Source organism: Psychromonas antarctica, assembly GCF_022267535.1.
GTDB classification, from domain to species: domain Bacteria; phylum Pseudomonadota; class Gammaproteobacteria; order Enterobacterales; family Psychromonadaceae; genus Psychromonas; species Psychromonas antarctica.
The window spans coordinates 1-24,550 of sequence record NZ_JAHNZV010000024.1; the positions used below are offsets into that span (position 1 = coordinate 1).

Genomic DNA, 24,550 nt, shown 5'->3' on the forward strand with positions numbered 1-24,550 from the left:
TTTAAGGTCTTTGGCTAACTCATTTGCGAGTGCTTGCAGTTTTTCTTTATTCATTGTGTTACTCATTATAATGGCCTTTGATAAGGTTATAGATAATGAACGTTTACACAATTCTTTTTACACCCTCGATCAAATGTCTAAAGTTAATTTATATTATCAACAAGATATGCAACGGACCGATTATCAAGGGGTCTATTTACCTCATGCACTGGCAGGTAAATATCCGAATGCAGCTAAAGAACTAAAGTGGCACTATTTATTTCCTTCTTCACAACTATCATTTGAACCTGGCACTGCAAATCTAAAACGACACCATATACATGAAAGTAATATACAAAAAGCCGTGAAAAATGCAGCGCCTACTTTAGACTTTAAAAAACAAGTTACTTGCCATACATTACGACACTCTTTTGCAACACACTTATTGCAGCGTGGTGCAGATATTCGCACCGTACAAGAGCAATTAGGACATTCAGATATCCGTACCACTCAAATCTATACTCATGTATTACAAGCTGGTTCAAATTGTGTAAGAAGCCCACTATCAGATTTAATGGTTGGTAAAAAAATATAATAAAGAAGAACTTATTTATTATGTTAAAAATGTTATTTCAACAGTTTTTAGATCAATATAATTGAATGAATCGAATAATATTACTAATTTACTTTATGACTCAAAGCACTTCTGCTACTAAAACACTCCGCACTCGTTTTTTCCAAAGTAAGCGTAATAATAGGTGATGACTATTAATTATGTAAGGCGCGAAGAGAAAGTAAGTTAACTTTTTCCAAATAAAACTATCCAACACCCATTCACTAAAACTATTGTTAACTCTCACTAAATTTTTCATTGGAATATTAGACAAACGCCGTGTTTGTCTAACTTTTAATACCTTTGTCTAAATTTAAATACTTTCACAACTAAACCTCTTGCCCTGCTGCCCAGCCACTTGCCCATGCCCACTGAAAGTTAAATCCCCCCAACCAACCAGTGACATCAAGCGCCTCACCGATAAAATATAAACCTTCAACCGTTTTACATTGCATCGTTTTCGAAGAGATAAAATCAGTATCGATTCCCCCTAATGTCACTTCCGCAGTGCGATAACCTTCAGTGCCATTGATTTGTGGTGACCAGTGATGAAACAGATCCGCGATCTGTTGCAACTGTTTGTCGTTATACTGCTTTAACGGTAGGCTTTCAATGTCGGCCGCCATTAACAGACACTCAACCACACGTTTGGGTAACTGCTGTGATAGCAATGTTTTTAATGCCTGATCTGGACGATTCTGTTGCGCATGGCCTAGTTCGGCCACTAGATCTAGTGTTGGAAGCAGATCTAATGTCAGTTTTTCGCCCGCCTGCCAATAGTTTGATATCTGTAAAATAACGGGGCCGCTTAACCCACGATGGGTAAAGAGTAATGCCTCCGTAAAACTGACCGTTTTTACTTTATTACGTTTGTCTGCTATTTCACAACTGGCTGTTGCCGGAAAACTAATCCCGGATAAGGGGGTAAACAGCTCTTTTTGTGCCTGCTGCAGGGTAAAGGGAACGAGTCCTGCACGCGTTGTTTTCACGGGTAACTGATATTGCTCAGCAATTTTATAGGCGAGTGGGGTCGCACCCATTTTTGGCAGCGATAATCCTCCAGAGGCAACAACAAGAGACTCACATTCATAATGACCAAGTTTGGTTTGTACGCTAAAGTGCTTATCTTTAATCTGGGTATGCGCAATAATTTCACACTGTAACTGGATTTTAACGCCCGCGTCTCGAGCTTCATCGAGCAGCATCTGCACTATCTGTTTGGCGCTATCATCACAAAAGAGTTGTCCGTGATCGCGTTCATGCCAGCTAATTTTATGCTTATCCACCAGCGCAATAAAGTCCCATTGGGTATATCGACTTAGTGCTGACTTTACAAAATGCGGATTATCACAAAGAAAGTTGCTTGGCTCTACATAGAGGTTGGTGAAATTACAGCGTCCGCCGCCACTCATTATGATTTTTTGTCCTGCACGTTTTGCATGATCAACGACTAAGACTTTACGCCCGCGTTTACCTGCTTCAATTGCACACATTAACCCCGATGCACCCGCACCTATGATTATGACATCCCACATAAATTCACCTCTTTAATTTAGGGCGCTAAGGATACACTATTTAGTCGTAAACGAAGAGTAAAGAAAAGCGGGAAGGGGTCCAAATCTCAATCCACTGAGCCGCTTTTTAATACTTAAAAGACAATTCCATGTCGCTTGAAATTGTTCAGAAAGAGGTACTAGATTGGGTAATAAGTAAAAGTTAGTTTTTACATCACCTACTGTTTGAGGTAGTTAAATAGAGAGGCTAGCAATGGACGTTAGAAATTGCGGCGTTATTATTAAATAACGGGTAATACAGATTTATTACAAGCAGCCCTACTTTCTAACTTTGCCAAGCAAAAAAAAGGCGCCACAAGGCACCTTCTTAAAATCAATTGGCTTTTCTAAAAAATTATTTAGAAGCAAGTGCGCCAAAACGATTTTTGAATTTTTCAATACGACCGCCAGTATCAACAACACGCTGAGTACCAGTGTAGAAAGGGTGACATGCGCCACAGATATCTAGTGTTAAATCTTTGCCAGCTGTTGAGCCAACTTTAACTACGTTACCACAAGAACAAGTCGCTGTGATTTCTTTGTATTCAGGATGAATAGCATTTTTCATTAGGAAAACCTCTATTGGGCCGCATCGCTGCTCTGTTTGAGAGAATCATTTCACTCAACAAAGTACCACACGTATTTATCATTAAATTTCAGGATGCAAATTATATAGGAATGCACAATAAAAATACAACATAAAAAACACGCTATTTTACAGTTTACCCTTCACCCGACTACCGTCATCTTTAACGCTTCATCTAATAGCGATGCTGGCGTGTATATTTTATCTGTGGCGATAAACACATTAGCCCTTGTATGGCCGTTTATTAAATCACAGTAGTTAAAAATAACACGATGAATTTCAGATAGGTTATCAATCACGTGGCGACTATTTACGCCTTTGTTCATGTGCTTATTTAAATAGGAATAAAAGTGCTCAACCCCCTCACTCGCGTATAAGCGGAAAACACCTTTATCTTGCTTAGAGGTTATTTGGCAATAGGCTCCCTGCTCATTAGTAAACCATTTATCTTTCCACCAACCTATCTCTTTACCCTGTAAGTGGTCTGTGGTTTGAGCAAAGGGAACAAAGAAGTAAACATCTGCATTCGCGTTTTGTATCTCGCTATAGGATGCCATTAGTGCAGCGGATCTGAGCACGCTTTCGTGCTCAATATAATGCGCATATTGGGCAGTTTTGAGGGTGAAGGCTTTTAATAGCTGAAAGTGTATATAAGCCACTTTATCTGGATAGATTAAGTGGCTGTTGGTTATCGGCTTTAATTCACCGACCAATAGTTGTTCAAAATGCTTCCTATTAAGATGTTGTGCATACCTGTCAATCAGTACATTTTCAGCATTAACAACGTTTTCCATTGCAATGACAGTGTTATCCAGTGAGCAATAAATATCTTTATCTTGTAGCGCCAGTTGCGTTAAGTTATTACTTTGCAGCAATATATATCCACTTTTTACCTCAGAGGTAATTAAAGTATAGATCCCCCTTTTATGGTCAAGATCAAAGCGTTTTCCTTGTGTGTGCAGGGCTAAATAGTGCCTTTTAATAATGGCCTGTTCATTTAGTCGACTGAAGTTAGAAAGAATAAGGGCAAGTTTGTTAAGGTAAAAATAGTATAACCGCGCTGAAAGTCCGCTGCTTTTAATCGACTCGCGCATATCTTGATGTGCAACAATAGTTGCCAGTACTGCTTTAAGCGCATCACTGTTTTTATAATGCGGCACTGTAAAAACCGTATTGCATTGCGTGCACTTTTTTCTTTGCGTGCCTGCAGATGTAAAGCCATGCAGCTTGGTGGTGGTTTTTTCTGTGATAAAAAAATAGTGGCTGCATTTAGGGCAGTCAGTTAATTTTTGCCCAAATTGAGACTCTAATTTTTCTTGCAGTAGTTTGCTAACCAATTGATTATTGATCCAAGGAGGATTACTACCGCACGCTTTGCATTCTATTGACAGATACCCCAAGCGCCTACTTTTGTGTATATAGTCTTCACTATCAACCACGCCGAAATTTTTACATGCGATGGTTTTGCAGCAATTAAAATTTTTCCTAAATTCAATCATCATATCCCCCTAACAACACAACAACATATTTTGTTAACAAAATCTGAGCTATAGTAGTAAATATTAAAGAGTCGGTATAGATCACATCTAAGATCGCCTTTCATAAATAAACTCTAGATCCATTTATTTAATCAACACCGTGATCTATGTACAAAAAAATTATGATACTGAACGCATCCAAGTTTCGGCTGCACTATTCTTTATCAGAGATAATTCACTAAATACCACCCATAGGATCTGCTTGATGAAATTTTCAACCCTCTCAATTCGCTCTAAGCTAGTAATTGCCATGTTAATGGCTGTTATTATTTCGACCAGCATCGTTGGATTTGTAGGCCATTCAAAAGCCAAGGAACTTCTGATCTCGCGACTACAACAGTCGGATTTACCCAATCTACTACAACGTGTCCGTAATGCCGTCGATGGCAATATTTCGGAAATGAAAGCCCTGACCAAAGCGATTGCCACCAACCCTTTTCTTCTCGATGGACTTAACTCTGATTTAAGCCCCGAAAATGAAGCGAAGATGATTAACATGCTCAGTAAAATTGCTCAAGATAACCACCTCAGCAATGCCTCTTTTGCAGATAGAGAAAGCGCGCGTTATTGGAATCAGGATGGATTTTTGCGTGTTCTTCAGGATGATGACCGAGATGGATGGTTTTTTGCGTTCAAAAATAGCGGCCAAGCAGAGTCAGCAAGCACTTATGGCTACCCCAATGGCGACGTAGATGTTTTTATTAACTACCAAGAGGTTGATGGCAGAGGCGTTTCCGGTTTATCAAAATCATTTAATGATATGGTCGATTACTTAAACAGTTTTAAAATTGAACAGACCGGCTTTGTTTATCTTGTTGATAATTCAGGTCTGGTGAAAATACATAAAGACAAAGAAAAAAGTGAGAAAATAACACTTGCAGATATTTACGGCGATATTGATATTCAAACTTTATTATCTAAAAAAGGATTCGCATTTCAAGAAACAACGGATCTGGTTGTGGCAAGCAGTTATATCCCCAGCCTAGGTTGGTATGTGATCGCGGAAGTGCCTAAAGCAGAACTTTATATGGGTCTTAACGAGTCGCGAAATCATATGGCTATGTGGTTCGCTATTGTGGTTATTATATTTCTCTTTATCAGCATCTTTTTAGCAAAAAGTTTGACTAAACCTATCAATCATTTGGCCGATTTATTCAAAGAGCTAGGTGAAGGAGAGGGAGATCTTAGTTACCGACTCAATGAAACTAGCGGCGAAGAAGTTGCTAATTTAGCGCGCGGCTTTAATACCTTTATCAATAAAATCCATTCTGTCGTGAATGATGTTTCTACCACCTCTCGGGAGGTCCGCGAGGCATCACTGAAAGTTTCTCAAGATGCACAACAGTCAAGTTTAGATGCACAAGAACAACGTGATATAGCTACACAAGTGGCAACAGCTATCAGTGAAATGGGCGCGACCATCGCTGAAATTGCGACTAATGCCTCGCAGGCAGCCGATGCTACAAATGAAGCCACTCGACAAGCTAAGAGTGCGCAATCAGTGGTAAAAGTGTCAACGGAAAACATTCTCCAGATGGCGCAGAGCATGGAATCAGTTTCACACACCATCGAATCTTTAGCCAATAAAAGCGATACCATTAGCAGCGTGCTCGACGTTATTCGTGGCATTTCAGAGCAAACCAATTTACTTGCATTGAACGCCGCCATTGAAGCGGCGCGAGCGGGCGAGCAAGGACGAGGCTTTGCCGTAGTCGCCGATGAGGTGCGCAACTTGGCGAAACGCACCAGCGAATCAACCGATGAAATTAATCAGATGATAAACCAGTTACAAGCAGAATCTAAGCGTGCGGTTGATGGCGTAAGAGAAAGCAAAAACACTGCCGAGATGGGAGTGACCGATGCGAATAAAACCAACCAAGCACTCGATGAAATAGTTGCAAATATTCAACAAATTTCTGATTTAAATACGCAGGTTGCCACTGCTACTGAGGAACAGGCTACAGTCGTAGGGGAAATAAATATTCATGTACATGCCATTAGTGACAGCACTGAAAGCAGTGCAGAAACTGCAACGAGTATAGCCTCATCCAGTGAGTCTCTGACTACAATGGCGATGCGCCTAGATAGCTTAGTGAAACGATTTAAACTATAAAAAACCTACGCACGTCGTAAACAGCCGACCACTCTTTGTTGTCGGCTGTTTTATATCCCCATGACACTCAACACGCTTCATCAGGACTCTGCTCAGAGAACAGAATAAGGCGTAATATGCGGGAACTAACAGCCTTAATTCAGGTGCCAGTGGTTAGTCCATTGCAATCAACAAAAACAAGCCGATTAAAGCAGTTATCGACAACGCTAGCGCAACCATTTTACAACGCATCTTATTTTCAACTCAACGCTTATTTCTTGCTTATAATAACACCAGACCACAAACAACAGATTTTGTTATCGAAATAAAAAAGAAGCGAACAAATATAGTTCTGTAGCTATAGATCACACTTTACATGTTATTTAATAAATACACTTCTTTACATAAACAGGGCATCGGCAAAGTAAGCAAATTAAGATCTCTTTAATAGCGAGTTTGAACATCAACTTACTTTTAGCACTGCTTTTTATAAGATAAAAGTTTTCAAATAGGTAGCTAAGTTACCTTTAAAAAAATTTAAAATCGGTGATAACTTATCACTTGCAGCCCCCTACATATTTTATTAGAAGGTTAATTTCATGGCGAGTAAATTAGATCAATTACGAAAGCTCACAACAGTGGTTGCAGATACAGGTGATATTGAGGAGATACAAAAATATCAACCTGAGGATGCGACAACCAACCCATCACTTATTCTAAAGGCAGCCCAACTGACGGGTTATGCGCCATTAATAAACGAAGCAATTGCTTATGCAAAAGCGCAAAGCAGTTCAGTACAACAACAAGTGCAAGATACCTGTGACAGTTTAGCGGTGAATATCGGTAAAACAATATTACAAAGTGTACCGGGTCGCATTTCAACTGAAGTAGATGCCCGCCTCTCGTATGATACACAAGCGAGTGTTATCAAAGCGCGCCAACTAATCAAAATGTACAATGATGCGGGTATTAACAATGACCGCATTTTAATTAAATTAGCCGCTACTTGGCAAGGCATTCGCGCTGCTGAAATATTGGAGAAAGAGGGCATAAATTGTAATTTGACCCTACTATTTTCTTTTGCTCAGGCACAGGCCTGCGCTGAAGCAGGCGTATTCCTTATTTCACCTTTTGTCGGCCGTATTATGGATTGGCACAAAAAGAATGAGGGCCGTGATTTTACACCAGAGTCAGATCCAGGCGTTAAATCTGTGGCAAATATTTATCGCTATTACAAAGCGCACGCTTATAAAACCGTCGTGATGGGTGCAAGTTTTAGAAATACAGGTGAGATATTGGCCTTGGCCGGATGTGACAGATTGACTATCAGCCCGCAATTATTACAAGAACTTGAAGATCAACAGGGCGATGTGCACGCAGCACTCACCGCAACGACTAAAATAGAAACAGCACCCACCGCGTTAAACGAATCACAATTTTTATGGGCGCACAATCAAGACCCGATGGCGGTAGAAAAACTAGCCGAAGGGATCCGTAACTTCGCTATCGACCAAGACAAATTAGAAGAAATGATAAAACAACGCCTTTAACTGTTTTTTAAAGAGATAAAGCCAATAAGCAAGATTGGCTTGTACAAAAAGCAATAAAAATGGCTAATAAAAACAGTTTTATTGAGCCTAACACATACATTAAATGGAGATTTAAGATGCAAATTATTATGGGTTTAGTAGGGATAATCTCATTGATTATTATCGCGGTACTCTTTTCGAGTAATCGTAAAGCGATTAATCTGCGCACCGTTGGGGGGGCTTTTGCACTACAAGCTATTATACCCGCAATTGTTATTTTCACAGATTCAGGTGCAAGCGTATTGGGCAGCATCTCATCAGCCGTACAAACCGTCATTAATAGCGCCAATGCGGGTATTAGCTTTCTATTTGGTGGCCTCGTTTCCAACCAAATGTTTGAAGTATTCGGCGGTGGCGGTTTTATCTTCGCCTTTAGAGTATTGCCTATTATTATCTTCTTCGCGTCACTCATGGCTGTCCTTTATTATATGGGCATTATGCAGTTTATTATCAGAATATTTGGTGGTGCACTGCAAAAAGCACTGGGCACCAGTCGCACGGAATCAATGTCAGCGGCGGCCAACGTTTTTGTCGGTCAAACAGAAGCTCCCCTCGTAGTTAAACCCTTTATCCGTTCAATGACACGTTCTGAGCTTTTTGCCGTCATGGCGGGGGGTCTTGCGTCGGTTGCGGGTTCAGTGTTGGCCGGTTATGCGTCGTTAGGTGTGAGTCTTGAGTACCTGATTGCAGCATCTTTCATGGCTGCACCGGGCGGTCTATTGATGGCCAAGCTGTTAGAGCCAGAAACAGAGTCTCCGAAAGATGAAATGGAACAGTTAACAGAGCAAGATATCGCTGAAAATGCAGCAGCTAAACCCGTCAATGTCATTGACGCAGCCGCTTCCGGTGCATCCGATGGTCTTCACTTAGCATTAAATATCGGCGGCATGTTAATCGCGTTTATCGCCCTGATTGCATTAATTAATGCCATGTTAGGCGCTGCAGGCGGATTATTTGGTGTAGATGCATTAACACTACAAGTGATCTTAGGTTACCTGTTCGCTCCCATCGCTTTTCTAATTGGTGTGCCATGGTCTGAAGCGATGCAAGTCGGTAGTTTACTTGGTCAAAAATTAGTCGTGAATGAATTTGTTGCTTATATCGATTTTATGTCGATCAAAGATACATTGAGCATGAACTCACAAGTGATCGTGACTGTCGCCTTATGTGGCTTTGCGAACTTATCTTCAATGGCAATTTTACTCGGCGGACTAGGCGTTCTAGCACCATCACGTCGCCCTGATATTGCGCGCATGGGATTGAAAGCGGTACTTGCAGGTACCCTTTCTAACTTTATGAGTGCGTGTTTAGTGGGTATTTTCTTCGCCATGAGCGCAACGAGCCTTGCTTAATATCTGCATCAAGAGCCGCTAGCAATCACCATTGACTGCGGCTGATATATCCCCAAACGCTTGGAAACAGATTCTGAGCGGCTTGGACACCTTACTTAAGAAAAAAGGAGCTAAATAATGAGTGATTTGCAAATCGCATCCCGTCAGGCTATCCAATTAATGGATCTGACCACACTAAACGATGATGACACGGATCAAAAAGTGCTTCAGTTATGTGCGGATGCACACACAGCGGCAGGTGATACTGCGGCTGTATGTATTTACCCTCGTTTTATTCCGATTGCTCGAAAAGCATTAGCTGCACAAAACTGCGCGCATATTAAAATTGCGACCGTAACAAATTTCCCACACGGTAATGATGACTTAGCGATAGCGCTAGCTGAAACCCGTGCTGCTGTTGCTTATGGCGCAGATGAAGTGGATGTGGTTTTTCCTTATCGCGCACTGATGGCCGGTAATAGCGAGATTGGTGCAACCATGATCAAAGCTTGCCGCGAAATCTGTGGCGATAAAGTCACACTTAAAGTAATTATTGAATCTGGCGTATTACAAACGCCCGCGCTAATTAAACAAGCCAGTGAAATCTGTATTGCTGCAGGTGCCGATTTCATTAAAACCTCTACGGGTAAAGTTGCTGTAAATGCCACCTTAGAAGCCACTAAAGTCATGCTCGAAGCAATTAAAGCCTCTGGCCGTGATGTCGGCTTTAAAGCGGCAGGCGGAGTTAAAGACGCTCAAGCTGCCAATGATTATATGCAACTCGCGCGTGATCTTATGGGAAATGATTGGGTCAATAGTGATCACTTCCGTTTTGGTGCATCTAGCTTATTAGTGAATCTATTATCTGAGTTGAAGTTAAGCACTAAAAAAGCACCAGCAGGAGCATATTAATGAAACGTACTATTATCCTATTGTTAGATTCTTTTGGCGTAGGCGCTGCAAAGGATGCCGACAAGTTTATCGGTTCGCTTGCCGATGGCAGTGAATTTAATGATGTTGGCGCAAATACACTCGGACATATAGCACAACAGTGTGCGCAGGGACTGGCAGATATCGGTCGTAACGGTCCGCTTAGTATCCCAAATATGAATAAACTCGGCATGGGACGTGCTTGTTATGAAAGCTCGGGCTATTTTCCAGCGGGTCTTGATCAGTCCGTTGAGCCAGTCGCCGCTTACGGTTATGCCAAAGAACTTTCTACAGCCAAAGACACCTCTAGCGGACACTGGGAAATAACCGGCGTACCGGTGCTGTTTGATTGGGGATACTTTACCCAAAAACAAAATAGCTTTCCTCAGGAACTACTCGATGAGTTGGTGAAACGCGCAGATTTACCAGGTTATTTAGGTAACTGTCACTCCTCAGGCACCATCATTCTTGAAGAACTAGGCGAAGAACATATTAAAACTGGCAAACCTATATTTTATACTTCTGCCGACAGTGTTTTTCAAATTGCTTGCCATGAAGAAAGTTTCGGTTTAGAGCGCCTTTATCGGTTATCTGAGCTCGCCCGAGAACTGGTCGATAAATACAATATCGGCCGCGTTATTGCTCGTCCTTTTAGTGGCACCAAAAGCAGTGATTTTGCACGCACAGGTAACCGCCATGATTATTCAGTGCTACCACCGGCCCCGACCCTGCTCGACCGCATGAAGGATTCTGGCGGAGAGGTGGTCAGTATCGGTAAAATTTCCGACATTTTTGCAACCCAAGGGATCACCAAAGCGACCAAAGCAAATGGCATTGAAGCATTATTTAATGCCAGCTTAGCGGAGTTTAAAGAAGCGCGTGATCAAACAATTATCTTCACCAACTTTGTCAATTTTGATGCTGATTTCGGACATCGTCGTAATGTCGCCGGTTATGCAGCCGCACTGGAATATTTTGATAAACGTCTACCTGAAATGCTGGCGCTGCTCAGTGATGAAGATGTTTTAGTGATCACCGCTGATCATGGCTGCGATCCAACTTGGAAAGGCACAGACCATACTAGGGAACATATTCCGGTTATTTTTTATGGTAAATCGATTAAAGCCGGTTCCGTTGGCCTACGGCATACATTCGCCGATATAGGTCAGACAATTGCAGACCACCACAATCTACCTGAGCTTGATTACGGTAAAAATATTTTTAACTAATTGATAGCTTTCGTTATAGCCCTCTTGCAAATGAGCCTGCCTCATTTGCATTCACTCAGGTCGTCTAAAATACGCTTTTATCGACCTGATACTAAACAGTTAAATGGAGAATAAAAAAATGGCAACACCTCATATTAATGCCGTAGACGGCGCTTTTGCAGAAACAGTTTTAATGCCTGGCGATCCGCTGCGTGCTAAATATATTGCAGAAAATTTCTTAGATGATGCGGTGCAAGTAACCGATGTACGTAATATGCTTGGTTTTACCGGCACCTATAAAGGCAAACGTGTTTCAGTCATGGGCAGTGGCATGGGCATCCCTTCTTGCTCTATTTACGCAACTGAATTGATCCGTGAATATGGTGTAAAAAATATTATTCGTGTCGGCAGTTGTGGCGCGGTGAGTAATGATATCAAAGTACGTGATGTGATCATCGGTATGGGGGCATCGACCGATTCTAAAGTAAACCGCTCGCGTTTTTCCGGCCATGATTTTGCAGCAATTGCCAGTTATGAACTGTTAGAAAAAGCGGTTAATTCCGCCAAGGCTCACGGTATTAAAGCGCGTGTGGGTAATATCTTCTCTGCGGATCTGTTTTATACACCCGAGCCACAAATGTTCGACACATTAGAAAAATACAACATTCTCGGTGTCGAAATGGAAGCCGCTGGTTTATATGGCGTTGCAGCAGAAGAAGGTGCAAATGCGCTGTGTATCCTGACCGTATCAGATCATATTCGCACGGGTGAAAAAACCTCTTCAGAGGAGCGTCAAAGTAGCTTCAATGAAATGTTGATCATTGCGCTCGATTCCGTTGTTGCGGAGTAATCAAACAATAGATAGCTAGCCAAAGTGGCTGCATTGCAGAAAAACACTTTGGCTAGATCCCTTATTTAGCAAATTGAGTCTCTCTGGAGCCGCTAAAATGATATTACTTCCACAAGAAATTATCCGTAATAAACGCGATGGCAAAGTGCTAAGCAAGCAAGAAATTGATTTTTTTATCAAAGGTATCACCAACAATTCAGTAACAGAAAGTCAAATTGCCGCATTTGCAATGGCCATCTATTTCCAAGATATGAACATGGATGAACGTGTATTACTGGTTTCTGCGATGCGTGACTCCGGACAGGTTTTAGACTGGCAGTCACTTGAGTTAGATGGGCCAGTGGTAGACAAGCACTCAACCGGCGGCGTCGGTGATGTCACCTCTTTAATGTTAGGCCCAATGGTAGCTGCTTGTGGGGGGTATGTGCCAATGATTTCAGGTCGTGGACTAGGGCACACCGGTGGAACGTTAGATAAATTAGACGCCATTCCTGGGTATAAAACCACTCCAGATAGTGCTGAGCATTTTCGTCAAATCGTTAAAAATGTCGGTGTTGCCATTATTGGCCAAACAGGTGATTTAGCCCCTGCTGATAAACGTTTTTATGCAACACGTGATATTACCGCTACCGTTGAATCCATTCCGCTGATCACCGCATCGATTCTATCGAAAAAGCTCGCTTCAGGGCTTGGATCCTTAGTCATGGACGTTAAAGCCGGTAGCGGCGCATTTATGCCGACTTATGAGGCATCTGAAGAATTAGCAAAAAGTATTGTCGCGGTGGCCAATGGTGCTGGTTGCAAAACTACCGCTCTACTGACCAATATGAATCAAGTACTGGCAAGCAGTGCAGGCAATGCACTTGAAGTACGTGAAGCAGTGCAATTTTTAACCGGCGAATACGTTAACCCACGTTTACATCAAGTTACCATGGCATTATGTAGTGAGATGCTGGTATTAAGCGGTCTTGCAAAAGATGACGCCGAAGCGACAACAAAACTGCAAGCAGTGCTGGATAACGGTAAAGCGGCTGAAGTCTTTGCTAAAATGGTCAGTGCATTGGGCGGTCCTGCAGATTTTGTAGAAAATCATAATAAATATCTACCGAAGTCTGAAATCATACGCCCTGTTTATGCTCCTAATTCAGGCATAGTACAATCAATGGATACCCGTGCATTGGGTATGGCAGTGGTTAATATGGGGGGGGGCAGAATGAAATCATCTGATCCTATCGATTATGCTGTTGGTCTTAATGGTTTTGTCTCTATTGGTGATCAGGTTAATTCACAACAACCGCTGGCCATGATCCATGCACGTAGCGAAGCGCAGTTCTTAGAGGCTGAACGGGCTATTCAACGCGCCATTATTTGTGGCGCAGATAAACCCGAGTCTGAAATACAAATTTACCGTCGTATACGGTTACAAGACATATGATAAATCAATAGGTTAACCCTATTTAACAAGATATTAAGGGATTATTATGGAATTTGATTGGGTAGAGTGGTTTGGATATTTGGCGTCAATGGTCGTTTTGGTCTCATTGACGATGACTTCAATTATCAAATTAAGGGTGATCAATTTTATCGGGTGCCTGCTTTTTGCTTCTTTTGCTTACTTCATCGATTCTGTACCCACTATATTTATGAATCTAAGCATTGCTTGCATTAATATTTATTATCTTTATCAGATTTACAATAGCAAAGAAGAGTTCAAAATAATTTCAGCGGAAAGTGATTCACAATATTTCGACCATTTTATTAGCGTTCATCAAGATGACATTGAAAAACAGATTGCCCTAGAGCAATTAAAAAAAGCCGATACAGCATTCTATATGTTACGCGATAACAATATCGCCGGACTACTTGCAGGTCAAATAGAAGAAGATGGCGTTTTTACAATGATGCTGGATTACGTTACCCCAAGATATCGAGATTTTAAACTTGGAAATTATTATTACAATAGCCACCCAGAGTTTATTAAACAGAAAGGAATCAACACATTAAAGGCAATCGCTAGCGATCAAAAGCATTGCTTTTACCTTGAGAAAATGGGCTTTGTGAAACAATCACAAAGCGATCCTCACACCTACATAAAGAGACTATAAGATGAACTATTTCACAGAGCTTAATACACTACTTGATATGTCCTATGCACCCTATTCCGGTTTTAATGTCGCGTCAATTGTGGTGACCAAAGATAATCAGGTTTATAAAGGCGTTAATGTTGAATCAGCCGCTTACCCAACGACCAATTGTGCGGAGCGTAATGCCCTGCAAACAGCGGTAACAGAAGGGATAAAAGTAGGTGATATCAAAGAGGTACATACACTCGGCCGTAATGCAGAGAAATTACTAGTAAAAGCTTATCCTTGCGGATCGTGCCGACAAGTCATTGCAGAGCAATCGGCCAATGATGCGATGGTTTACTGTTATGCTTCCCAAACTGATGTCGAAACGTTCTCTATTGCCGAATTGCTACCACATGCTTTTTTAGGTGCTGAACTGTAACCTCTGACTTAGCGTCGCTATTTATCTGCTACCAAAGTAAATAGCGACTGCTCCCATCCATTTAAGCCTAGCGCCATCATTCCCTCAAACCATTTACCAAGCACCAACGTAAGAGATTTCCTCACCTCTATTTTTTAGGGAAAAACATCAACTTGCAAACAACATATTTTGTTAACGGGTCAAAACATAAATCCAATAATGCCAGTTATAGCGATCCGGGTCGCATTTTATGGGCCACTGAATAAATAAACTTATTGCCATTACTCCACTACCTAGGTATCAAGATGCAACAAATTTTAATGGCATTATTCGCGGGGCTTATCGTTGGCCTGATTTTCTCGTTTTTAAAATTACCGCTACCCGCGCCGCCCGTTTTACCCGGTATTATGGGCATTGCTGGCGTCTATATGGGTGGACTTATCTTTCAGCAATATATCAGTAATTACCTATAATTACTGGCTATTGTGAATACCAAATGTATTAACTTTGTGATCTTGTATTACACACAGAAAATGCATTAGATCAATGCCTGAATTTTATGAATGATTGTTCTCTTCATAAAATTCACAACGCTGAGATAGTTCATTTAAAGCAGCAACACTGATCATTTATTTAATACGTTTGTTATATATAACTAACTTAACCTAATCAGGAGAAACAGATGCCCTCTCATCAAGCGTTAGCGAATGCAATTCGTGCCCTTAGTATGGACGCTATTCAAAAATCAAATTCAGGCCACCCTGGTGCACCAATGGGGATGGCGGATATCGCTGAAGTCCTTTGGCGTGATTTCTTAAAACATAGTCCAACTAACCCGCAATGGGCAGATCGCGATCGCTTTGTGCTATCCAACGGGCACGGCTCTATGTTGCTCTACTCTCTGCTACATTTAACGGGTTATGATTTGTCTATTGAGGATCTAAAATCATTCCGTCAGCTTCACTCTAAAACACCTGGCCACCCGGAATATGGATATACCCCCGGAGTTGAAACCACCACTGGCCCATTAGGTCAAGGTATTGCAAATGCAGTGGGGATGGCAATTGCTGAAAAATCATTAGCGGCACAGTTCAACCGTGCAGGGCACGATATTGTTGACCATCATACCTACACGTTCTTAGGCGATGGTTGCCTGATGGAAGGCATTTCCCATGAAGCCTGTTCACTCGCGGGCACCTTAGGTCTAGGCAAATTAATCGCCTTCTGGGATAACAACGGCATCTCGATTGATGGTGATGTTGATGGTTGGTTTACAGACAATACTCCAGAACGTTTTGCTGCTTACGGCTGGCAGGTTATTTCAGTTGATGGTCATAACAGCGCGGAGATTAAAACGGCTATTGAAGCTGCACAAGCAGAAACCACTAAACCAACAATGATTTGTTGTAAAACAATTATCGGTTTCGGTTCACCTGCGAAACAAGGTACACACGATTGTCACGGTGCTCCTTTAGGTGCAGATGAAATTATCGCGACACGTAAAGCATTAGGCTGGAACTACGGTGATTTTGAAATTCCAGAAGATATCTATGCTCGTTGGAATAACGTTGATAAAGGCCAGCTTGTTGAAGCCTCTTGGGATGATAAATTTGCAGCTTATGCTGCTGCGTTCCCTGAATTAGCGGCAGAATACAAACGCCGTATTAATAACGAATTCCCCGCTGATTGGGAAGCCAAATCAACACAATACATTGCTGATTTACAAGCAAATTCTGCTAATATTGCCACACGTAAAGCATCACAAAACTGTATTGAAGCATTTAGTGCAATGTTGCCTGAACTGCTCGGTGGCTCTGCAGATTTAGCACCATCAAACCTAACCATGTGGTCGGGTACAAAAGCAATTACGGCTAGCGATGCTTCAGGCAATTACTTACATTACGGCGTCCGTGAATTTGCTATGTCTGCGATTGTTAACGGAATGGCATTACATAGAGGGTTTATTCCTTTTGGTGCAACCTTCCTGATGTTTGTGGAATATGCTCGTAACGGTTTACGTATGTCGGCATTAATGAAACAGCGTGCAATTCAAGTATTTACCCATGACTCAATTGGTCTGGGTGAAGATGGTCCCACTCACCAACCCGTTGAACAGATTGCGAGCCTACGTTTAACGCCGAATATGAATATTTGGCGTCCATGTGACAGTGTCGAATCTGCTGTATCTTGGAAGTCAGCGATTGAACGTGTTGATGGTCCAACGTCACTTGTCTTTAGCCGCCAAAACTTACAACCACAACCGCGTGATGCACAGCAATTAAGTGATGTCGCTAAAGGAGGGTATGTCTTATTGGACAGCGCTACGCCAGCAGACATCATCTTGATTGCAACGGGTTCTGAAGTACAACTTGCCGTTGAAGCGCACAAAGAGTTAACAGCACAAGGTAAAGCGGTACGTGTTGTTTCTCTTCCTTGTACCGATGTTTTTGAAACACAAAGCGCACAATACAAAGAATCTGTATTACCAGCATCGGTTGCTAAACGCATTGCTATTGAAGCGGGCATTGCTGATTACTGGTACAAATATGTGGGCCTGAACGGTAAAGTTATTGGCATGACCACCTTTGGCGAGTCAGCACCTGCTGAGTTGCTGTTTGCAATGTTCGGTTTCACCGTTGAGAATATAGTCAATACAGCAAATAGCTTATAAACAAATAATTAACATTAATTAAAGGAGTTTCTTATGTCAGATGTATTTCATTTAGGGTTAACCAAAAAGATGTTAGACGGTGCAAAATTAGCAATTGTACCGGGCGACCCACAACGCGTTAAAAAAATAGCTGAACTGATGGATGGCGCCACATTCTTGGCAAGTCACCGCGAATATACTAGCTACTTAGCTTATATTGATACCAAAGCGGTGGTTATTTGTTCAACAGGTATCGGCGGCCCGTCAACGTCTATCGCGGTAGAAGAGCTAGCGCAACTCGGTGTTACGACCTTCCTGCGCGTTGGCACAACAGGGGCGATTCAGCCACAAGTGAATGTTGGTGATGTGATTGTTACACAGGCATCTGTTCGCCTTGACGGCGCGAGTCTTCATTTTGCGCCAATGGAATTTCCAGCAGTTGCAGACTTTGAATGTACCACGGCCATGGTTGCCGCCTGTCGTGATGCCGGTATTGAGCCGCATATCGGCATTACCGCCTCTTCAGATACTTTCTATCCGGGTCAAGAACGTTACGATACGGTCTCCGGTCGTATCACCCGTCGATTTAAAGGATCAATGCAAGAGTGGCAAGATCTTGGCGTGCTTAACTATGAGATGGAATCATCAACGCTATTTACCATGTGTGCTTCTCAAGGTTGGCGCGCTGCCTGTGTTGCAGGTGTGATTGTAAACCGCACCCAGCAGGAGATCCCAGATGAAGCGACCATGAAGAAAACCGAAGTGAGCGCGATATCAATCGTCGTTGCAGCGGCAAAAAAACTGCTCGCCTAAAAGCATCTTATAACCCACTATTCATATAGTGGGTTTGCATTTCCCCTCCTCGAAATCGACATTAGTTAACGACTAAACGCGAGTCACCAACAACCCCGATTAAACTAGCGAATCCCGCTAAAGGTTATATTTACTGTATTGCGATTGTGCATGTGGAGTGGTAATTTATCTAGTCGTCATTACTTTTTGACGCTTCAGAAGAAGGAATTAGCATGCAAGCTCAATTTAATGTTCAAATTGGTTCTTTTCGTAAAATCAATAAAATCCCCAATGCTTGGTCAAATAAAGATTATCTTCAATTAATGGCTATTATGGGGCTAGATGATGGTTTAGAAGGAATGGAAGCCGCTGAACTTAGAGAAATGTGCATGATGTCTCTAAATGATTTAAAGGCAAATGAAGCCGCAAAAATCGTCTTAACGCATTTATTCAGTGAATTAACTGAAGGTAAAATTGATCAATTGAGTAATGATATGGTCGGCGACAGAATGTGGGAAGAGTATTCTGATTGCTTACTTCATGAACGTTTTTTTAGTGCTTATGGATTATTGAGAGAAGCATTTAATGGTGTCTTTGCCGAGCCGACTGGTGTTGAGTTTATGGTCGATATTACGGCAGCAGACGCACAAGATTTGGCTATTTTTGATGAATCATTACATGCATCGATGGTACGTCTTTTAGCATCAGGAACCTCTCCTGATGCTTTATTACATCGATTATATGAAGATCAAATTACGGGTACGCAATTTCCACAAGCGGCAGGAATCTTGTGGCAGCTAGAATCACTAGCCAATGAAGGTTTAAGTCGTCAATTTAAGATGATTAGTTCAGATTTTTGGTTTGGAAAATTAGCCGATGTTGAGCAGTTTGAAGCGTCATCTCATGCAGATGAGGCAGATCAAAGTGAATAATTAAGATCATCAATTTGCATTTCTCTAGGCAACAAAAAACCAGCTGTAATAATTCAACTGGTTTTTATACCCAAACCACCTTATTCAGCACTTGGGGATAGAGCATTTTAGCAATGCCAAATCAATGATGACGAATGCAGTTAGGTAACCATAGAACGCTATAACATTTGCAATTAAATCAAAATATAGGTCGCTGTCCCCAAAAATATTAAAAAACCCACGGCATCAGTAATGGTGGTCAAGATAACTCCGCCAGCAATTGCAGGGTCGACTCCAAGTTTTTTCAATACAATAGGAATAACGGCCCCGGAAAGAGTGCCGGTCAAACTAACAACAAAAAGTGCGAGTGCAAAAACACTGCCTAACTTCCAATCGTCATACCAAAAAAGGGTAATTAAAAAAACCACCGCAGCCCATAATAGTCCGTTAATAAAAGACACTTTTAATTCATGAATGGTCAGCGAAATAATATTAGCACTACTCACCAGATCGCGGGCGATGCCTCGCGTCACAACCGTAAGTGTTTGACTTCCGGTGACGCCGCCCATACTTGCCACTACAGGCATCAGTACCGCTAGTGCAACGAGCTGTTCGATTGAAGATTCAAAAAAGCCGATTACCCAGGCCGCGACAAATGCGGTAATTAAATTAGTGCCTAACCAAATTGCCCTATTTAAAGAAATATGCGCGACAGGGGCAAACATGTCCAACTCTTTGTTAAGACCAGCAGAAGCCAATAAACCCTGCTCTGAATTGTGCTTCAAAAAATCGATAACATCATCGACGGTTATCCGTCCCAAAAGACAATTATTTTTGTCCACTACAGGTGCCGATATTAAATCGTGATCTTCAAAAATTTGCGCAACCTGACTAGCAGATTGTAGCGAATCAATTAATGGCACATCGGTTCTCATCACATCGCCAACCGACAAAGCGTTATCTAAAGAGACCAAGTCACTGAGATGTAAGGTCCCTTGTACCTGGTTTTTTCTGTCGACAACGACTAATTGGTCAAGCTGCTCAGGCAACATGCCTTGTTTTTTTCTCAACTGACACAAATATCGATACACAGCTTTAAGAGTAACGTCCTTTCTAACCGCCGTCGCATCAACATCCATTAACCCGCCAGCGGTATTATCAGGAAAAGAGGCAACGGTCTGATAGCGCTCTTTTCGCTGACTATCCATGGCCGCCACCATGGCGCTCACAACTGATAACGGTAAATCTGCATCGATATCCGCCAACTCATCCATTTGCAGAGTAGACAGGCATTTAAGGAGATCAGCTTCGCTGGTTTTTTTGATTAAAAATAGGCGCAGCTCACGATGTACCGCGAGTAATACTTCGCCCTTATATTTAACTGGGATCAAGCTCCAAAAATCGTCGCGATATTTATTCGGTAACGATTCAATTAATCGACCCAATTCAGCAGGATGGCATTGTTCAATCGAAAGCAATAGTTCTTGGGCGTTTTTTTGCTCCAAAGAATGCGTTAATTTGCTCACTAGTTTGCTAAAATTATTGCTCATAGGACCTACTTGTAATGGTGCGTTTGGCTATTTATCGGAAAGTTAATTAATAACGAGTGCTTAGCAAGTCGCTACGCAGTAACTTAGTCTGAATCCTTTATTGCATCAAGCCTTATTAGCGAAATAGTTCATTGGCTAATATCCCCATATGCTTAATTTTATTATATACCCAAATCACCTCAAGAGGCTCCCACATGGCAAGACGATAAACAGCGCGCTTCGTTATTATAAGCATTTGATTTGTAACAATTAAACCATAAACTTTCTGCCTGCAATCTCATCATTTATTGGCTTACTGATTGCTGTATCTTGAGATAGTTTGAGTATTAGAGAAGTTTTCTGCTTTAGCCCCCTACTCTTGATATAGGGGAGAATCTGAGGTTAAAGCACTATTATTAACGCATGATTTAACCAGTAGGCTGTAACTATACAAAATTATTTTGTTGTTCGGTAAACGAATTAAGGCAATTAATGACTAAGTTAAGCATATTTCAGAGCACTTTTAGGTACTAGATCGGATTTTTTTGATCGGGCAAGTAGCCGATAAAGTCAGTAATGGTGTTTAGCAATGCATAAGGATTGAACCAATGGCGCTGCATCAACAGCAAGTAAAGAAAACTAAAAAATCAAGAAACCTACCCTTTAAAAACAATCACATACCTATTCAAAATATACTAGATATGATATAGAAATATGCCCATTCCTTCTTTGAATAAACCTTTCTAGCAATCAAGATGGACAGAAAAGATGTTATTTAGCCCGCACAAATCTCATTGGCAGATAAAATAGAAAATCAACGAGTAAACAACATATTTTGTTAACAAGTAAAAATAGACATTACTAAATAACTATTCTAGTGACTCAGTTCTCACTTTATTGTTTGCTTAATAAATAAACTGTTTGTATTCAAGAAAAACAACCTGACAGCTTTAATAATTTTGACACACACGACACGTAAAATAATTCACTTTAGAGGATTAACATATGATTTATAAGAATTTTATACTGACAAGCTTAGCGCTAGTTATGGTAGCGGCATGTTCAACCGAAACCGCTCAACATCAATGGGTGAAAGACAAAGAATACCAGATCACCGTCCTGCACACCAATGATAACCACGGCCATTTTTGGGAAAATAAATATGGTGAACTTGGCATGGCAGCACGTGCCACGCTGATTAATAAGATTCGCACTGAAGTAGAAAGTAAAGGAGGTTCTGTTCTTCTTTTATCTGGTGGCGATATCAATACCGGCGTACCTGAATCCGATCTGCAAGACGCGGAGCCTGATTTTATCGGCATGAACATGATTGCCTATGATGCAATGGCCATCGGCAATCACGAATTCGATAATTCACTCGACGTACTTGCTAAACAAGAAGGCTGGGCAGAGTTTCCTTTCCTTGCGGCCAATATCTACAAAGATGGCAAGCGCATGTTTGACGCGTATAAAATCTTTAACAAAGATGGCGTTAAGATCGCCGTGATTGGTTTAACGACTGAAGATACTGCCGATATTGGTAACCCAGAATATATCAAACAGGTAGAGTTCCGCGATCCAAAAGCAGAAGCAAAAATTGTTATTGCCGAACTAAAAGCCAAACATAATCCAGATATTATTATTGCAGCCACGCATATGGGTCATTACCTCAACGGTAATAACGGATCTAATGCACCAGGCGATGTGCAGCTTGCTCGTTACCTTAATGAAGGCGATCTTGACATGATTGTTGGCGGCCATTCACAAGAACCCGTGTGCATGGAAGGTATCAATCAGTACGCCAAATTCAAGCCCGGTGATGATTGCCAACCAGATCAGCAAAATGGTACCTATATTGTGCAGGCCCATGAATGGGGAAAATACGTAGGCAGAGCTGATTACACCTTTAAAAATGGTCTGTTCACGATGCAGTCATACAACTTGATCCCTGTAAATCTGAAGAAAAGCACTAAGAACGCCGAAGGTGAAAAAATTCGCGTGCTGATCCAAAGTGAAATCGCGCAAGATAAAGCTGTATTCGATACGTTAAAACCATTCCAAGATAAAGGCCAAGCGGCGCTGAGTGTTTTAATTGGCTCTACAAATGGCTTATTAGAAGGCGAGCGTAAAATAGTACGTAACAAACAAACTAACTTAGGTCGTTTAATTGCCACCGCTCACATGCAACGCGCTAAAGCTGATTTCGCCATTATGAATTCAGGCGGTGTGCGTGCATCAATTGAAGCTGGTGACATATCTTATAAAGATGTATTAACAGTACAGCCATTTGCCAACATGGTTACTTATGTTGATATGACTGGCGAGGAAGTCATTAATTATCTGAATGTTGTCGCTACAAAAAGCAAAGACTCAGGTGCTTATGCTCAGTTCGCTGGAATTTCAATGACAGTGGCCAACAACCAAGTTTCAAATGTAATGATTGCCGGTAAAGCGCTGCAAGCGACTGCAACATATCGCTTCACTATCCCATCATTTAACGCGGCAGGCGGCGATGGTTACCCGAATATCTCCGAGCACCCAGCTTATGTCAATACTGGCTATGTTGACGCTGAAGTATTAAAAGAATATATCCAGAAAAACTCTCCCATTAATGTCGCTGATTTTGCGCCAAAGAATGAAATAATTTACCAATAACAAATAAATCACATAAATAGCCACTCATCATTTTAGGGTGGCAAATTTAAAGAGATATAACGCAAGTGATTGCTCACTTATATTACACTATATATACGCACAATAACGTGCACACAACATTCAATTAAGGATAACAAGATGTTTAAAAAAACAGCCCTTTGTATAGCACTATCAACGATTTTAGTGGGAATAAGTGCACAAGCCGCCACTGTTTATGAAAAAGATAACGGTGACAATCTGAAGCTCTATGGCGAAGTCGGCGTGGGTGGACACTTTGGTGCGGATTATGAATACGGTGAATTTTATAAAGATGATAGCAGCTATATCGATGATGGTTTTGCAACTATCGGTGTCAAAGGCCAAACAGGCAGCGTGTATTACCGCGTTGAAATTGATTATGAACGTGAAAACTGGGCATATGGTTCAGGCGATATGGTTACAGCTATCGATAAAATGTTTATTGGTTATAAACTTACCGATACGAAGAAATCTTATAATGCTATTGAAATTGGTTTAACCGACACCGCACTAGATGATTACGATAAATTTGGTGATTTTACCTTTGATACCACCGTTGAAACCGGCGAAGCGGGTGATCAGGCGAGTACATTGAAATATGAAGGTAAACTATCTGATTTTAAAATGGGTATCTCTTACTCTTATGATGCAGAAAGTTCTTCAGGCTCTGCTGTAGGCGATGTTGTTAATGGTTATGTCGGTTATTTTAGTAAATATGCCGATATCGTTTTAGGTGCAGAAACACGCTCAGGCTCAGAAGGAGACTCTAAATATGGCGAGCAAGTTCTATTTGCATTAGGTGCTCGTGCTTACGTTACTGATAATCTTGCGATTGGCTTTAATGCCTATGTAGAAGATGAAGATATCGCACAAAACCGCACACTCACCGATATCAGCGATCCCATGAATAGCGTTTATGTCTATAACGATTATCAGACACTGCGCAATAAAGGTGGTTTAGTTTCTGCCCGTTATAGATTCACCGAAAAATGGGAATTTACCGGTTCTTATAATATCGAAGCGTTTGAAAACTGGGATATTGAAAGCGCATATGGTGTATCACCTGATAAAGAGTATTCATGGGGTAAAGAGCGTGTGTGGGGCACATTAGGGGTGAACTTTAAACCCTCTCCATCAGTTATCTTTGCTGTAGAAGGCAATATTGGTGAATCAGCACAAGATGCTTACGCTTATGCACGCGTTTACTTCTAATCACTTGAATTTAATTAAGAAATTTTT

At 41.4% G+C, this 24,550-nt stretch carries 20 protein-coding genes; 16 read left to right on the top strand and 4 right to left on the bottom strand.

Annotation, left to right across the window (positions count from 1 at the left end; translation table 11 throughout):
* The coding region (locus KSO91_RS07940) for a tyrosine-type recombinase/integrase (protein ID WP_238742420.1) at positions 1-574 on the top strand (574 nt) is incomplete at its 5' end.
* A gap of 347 nt (positions 575-921) precedes the next feature.
* Here KSO91_RS07940 and KSO91_RS07945 read toward each other — a convergent pair.
* The 3 genes from KSO91_RS07945 to KSO91_RS07955 form a co-directional block, all read right to left on the bottom strand.
* Positions 922-2,127 carry a BaiN/RdsA family NAD(P)/FAD-dependent oxidoreductase gene (locus KSO91_RS07945; RefSeq protein WP_238742421.1) on the bottom strand — a complete coding sequence of 402 codons (1,206 nt, stop codon included), beginning with the start codon at positions 2,125-2,127 and terminating at the stop codon, positions 922-924.
* A 373-nt stretch (positions 2,128-2,500) separates the two neighbouring features.
* Positions 2,501-2,713 carry a 50S ribosomal protein L31 gene (gene rpmE, locus KSO91_RS07950; RefSeq protein ID WP_238742422.1) on the bottom strand — a complete coding sequence of 71 codons (213 nt, stop codon included), beginning with the start codon at positions 2,711-2,713 and terminating at the stop codon, positions 2,501-2,503.
* A 161-nt stretch (positions 2,714-2,874) separates the two neighbouring features.
* Positions 2,875-4,233, bottom strand: a complete 1,359-nt coding sequence (locus tag KSO91_RS07955) for a hypothetical protein (RefSeq protein WP_238742423.1) — start codon at positions 4,231-4,233, stop codon at positions 2,875-2,877.
* A 241-nt stretch (positions 4,234-4,474) separates the two neighbouring features.
* Between KSO91_RS07955 and KSO91_RS07960 the strand changes: the two genes are divergently transcribed.
* The 13 genes from KSO91_RS07960 to KSO91_RS08020 all read left to right on the top strand — a co-directional run bounded on the left by KSO91_RS07960 (position 4,475) and on the right by KSO91_RS08020 (position 19,130).
* Positions 4,475-6,382 (top strand): methyl-accepting chemotaxis protein, encoded by a 1,908-nt coding sequence (locus tag KSO91_RS07960; RefSeq protein WP_238742424.1) that lies wholly within the window; start codon positions 4,475-4,477, stop codon positions 6,380-6,382.
* Between the two features lie 578 nt (positions 6,383-6,960).
* Positions 6,961-7,911 carry a transaldolase gene (gene tal, locus KSO91_RS07965; RefSeq protein WP_238742425.1) on the top strand — a complete coding sequence of 317 codons (951 nt, stop codon included), beginning with the start codon at positions 6,961-6,963 and terminating at the stop codon, positions 7,909-7,911.
* Between the two features lie 116 nt (positions 7,912-8,027).
* Positions 8,028-9,302, top strand: coding sequence for a NupC/NupG family nucleoside CNT transporter (locus KSO91_RS07970; RefSeq protein WP_238742426.1), 1,275 nt, complete (start codon positions 8,028-8,030; stop codon positions 9,300-9,302).
* 117 nt (positions 9,303-9,419) lie between these two features.
* Positions 9,420-10,193, top strand: coding sequence for a deoxyribose-phosphate aldolase (gene deoC, locus KSO91_RS07975; protein ID WP_238742427.1), 774 nt, complete (start codon positions 9,420-9,422; stop codon positions 10,191-10,193).
* Complete coding sequence (locus KSO91_RS07980) at positions 10,193-11,440, top strand: phosphopentomutase (RefSeq protein WP_238742428.1); 1,248 nt, start codon at positions 10,193-10,195, stop codon at positions 11,438-11,440. Before deoC ends, KSO91_RS07980 begins: the two co-directional genes overlap by 1 nt.
* Before the next feature lie 118 nt (positions 11,441-11,558).
* Entirely contained in the window at positions 11,559-12,269 is a 711-nt protein-coding gene (gene deoD / locus KSO91_RS07985) for a purine-nucleoside phosphorylase (protein ID WP_238742429.1), read from the top strand.
* A gap of 100 nt (positions 12,270-12,369) precedes the next feature.
* A complete protein-coding gene (deoA, locus tag KSO91_RS07990; RefSeq protein WP_238742446.1) occupies positions 12,370-13,704 on the top strand; it encodes a thymidine phosphorylase in 1,335 nt (444 codons plus the stop codon).
* A 46-nt stretch (positions 13,705-13,750) separates the two neighbouring features.
* Positions 13,751-14,374: a hypothetical protein gene (locus KSO91_RS07995; protein ID WP_238742430.1), complete on the top strand. Its 624-nt coding sequence runs from the start codon at positions 13,751-13,753 to the stop codon at positions 14,372-14,374.
* A 1-nt stretch (position 14,375) separates the two neighbouring features.
* Positions 14,376-14,777: a cytidine deaminase gene (gene cdd, locus KSO91_RS08000; protein WP_238742431.1), complete on the top strand. Its 402-nt coding sequence runs from the start codon at positions 14,376-14,378 to the stop codon at positions 14,775-14,777.
* Positions 14,778-15,061: 284 nt separating this feature from the next.
* Positions 15,062-15,229 (top strand): XapX domain-containing protein, encoded by a 168-nt coding sequence (locus KSO91_RS08005; RefSeq protein ID WP_238742432.1) that lies wholly within the window; start codon positions 15,062-15,064, stop codon positions 15,227-15,229.
* 209 nt (positions 15,230-15,438) lie between these two features.
* On the top strand, positions 15,439-17,427 hold the full coding sequence (gene tkt / locus KSO91_RS08010) for a transketolase (RefSeq protein ID WP_238742433.1): 1,989 nt from the start codon (positions 15,439-15,441) through the stop codon (positions 17,425-17,427).
* A gap of 33 nt (positions 17,428-17,460) precedes the next feature.
* Entirely contained in the window at positions 17,461-18,219 is a 759-nt protein-coding gene (gene udp, locus KSO91_RS08015; RefSeq protein ID WP_238742434.1) for a uridine phosphorylase, read from the top strand.
* Between the two features lie 212 nt (positions 18,220-18,431).
* Complete coding sequence (locus tag KSO91_RS08020) at positions 18,432-19,130, top strand: hypothetical protein (RefSeq protein ID WP_238742435.1); 699 nt, start codon at positions 18,432-18,434, stop codon at positions 19,128-19,130.
* Between the two features lie 173 nt (positions 19,131-19,303).
* On the opposite strand, the gene mgtE is transcribed toward KSO91_RS08020, so the two are convergent.
* A complete protein-coding gene (mgtE, locus tag KSO91_RS08025) occupies positions 19,304-20,659 on the bottom strand; it encodes a magnesium transporter (RefSeq protein ID WP_238742436.1) in 1,356 nt (451 codons plus the stop codon).
* Between the two features lie 984 nt (positions 20,660-21,643).
* On the opposite strand from mgtE, the gene ushA reads away from it, so the two are divergent.
* Together ushA and KSO91_RS08035 are read left to right on the top strand one after the other, a co-directional pair.
* Positions 21,644-23,293, top strand: coding sequence for a bifunctional UDP-sugar hydrolase/5'-nucleotidase UshA (gene ushA, locus KSO91_RS08030; protein WP_238742437.1), 1,650 nt, complete (start codon positions 21,644-21,646; stop codon positions 23,291-23,293).
* A 138-nt stretch (positions 23,294-23,431) separates the two neighbouring features.
* Positions 23,432-24,523 (top strand): porin, encoded by a 1,092-nt coding sequence (locus KSO91_RS08035; protein WP_238742438.1) that lies wholly within the window; start codon positions 23,432-23,434, stop codon positions 24,521-24,523.
* Positions 24,524-24,550 lie beyond the last annotated feature (27 nt).

Bases quoted from the DNA above. Each gene is read 5' to 3' on its own strand.
- KSO91_RS07945 (WP_238742421.1), bottom strand. From the start codon at position 2,127: ATGTGGGATGTCATAATCATAGGTGCGGGTGCATCGGGGTTAATGTGT.
- rpmE (WP_238742422.1), bottom strand. From the start codon at position 2,713: ATGAAAAATGCTATTCATCCTGAATACAAAGAAATCACAGCGACTTGT.
- KSO91_RS07955 (WP_238742423.1), bottom strand. From the start codon at position 4,233: ATGATGATTGAATTTAGGAAAAATTTTAATTGCTGCAAAACCATCGCA.
- KSO91_RS07960 (WP_238742424.1), top strand. From the start codon at position 4,475: ATGAAATTTTCAACCCTCTCAATTCGCTCTAAGCTAGTAATTGCCATG.
- tal (WP_238742425.1), top strand. From the start codon at position 6,961: ATGGCGAGTAAATTAGATCAATTACGAAAGCTCACAACAGTGGTTGCA.
- KSO91_RS07970 (WP_238742426.1), top strand. From the start codon at position 8,028: ATGCAAATTATTATGGGTTTAGTAGGGATAATCTCATTGATTATTATC.
- deoC (WP_238742427.1), top strand. From the start codon at position 9,420: ATGAGTGATTTGCAAATCGCATCCCGTCAGGCTATCCAATTAATGGAT.
- KSO91_RS07980 (WP_238742428.1), top strand. From the start codon at position 10,193: ATGAAACGTACTATTATCCTATTGTTAGATTCTTTTGGCGTAGGCGCT.
- deoD (WP_238742429.1), top strand. From the start codon at position 11,559: ATGGCAACACCTCATATTAATGCCGTAGACGGCGCTTTTGCAGAAACA.
- KSO91_RS07995 (WP_238742430.1), top strand. From the start codon at position 13,751: ATGGAATTTGATTGGGTAGAGTGGTTTGGATATTTGGCGTCAATGGTC.
- cdd (WP_238742431.1), top strand. From the start codon at position 14,376: ATGAACTATTTCACAGAGCTTAATACACTACTTGATATGTCCTATGCA.
- KSO91_RS08005 (WP_238742432.1), top strand. From the start codon at position 15,062: ATGCAACAAATTTTAATGGCATTATTCGCGGGGCTTATCGTTGGCCTG.
- tkt (WP_238742433.1), top strand. From the start codon at position 15,439: ATGCCCTCTCATCAAGCGTTAGCGAATGCAATTCGTGCCCTTAGTATG.
- udp (WP_238742434.1), top strand. From the start codon at position 17,461: ATGTCAGATGTATTTCATTTAGGGTTAACCAAAAAGATGTTAGACGGT.
- KSO91_RS08020 (WP_238742435.1), top strand. From the start codon at position 18,432: ATGCAAGCTCAATTTAATGTTCAAATTGGTTCTTTTCGTAAAATCAAT.
- mgtE (WP_238742436.1), bottom strand. From the start codon at position 20,659: ATGAGCAATAATTTTAGCAAACTAGTGAGCAAATTAACGCATTCTTTG.
- ushA (WP_238742437.1), top strand. From the start codon at position 21,644: ATGATTTATAAGAATTTTATACTGACAAGCTTAGCGCTAGTTATGGTA.
- KSO91_RS08035 (WP_238742438.1), top strand. From the start codon at position 23,432: ATGTTTAAAAAAACAGCCCTTTGTATAGCACTATCAACGATTTTAGTG.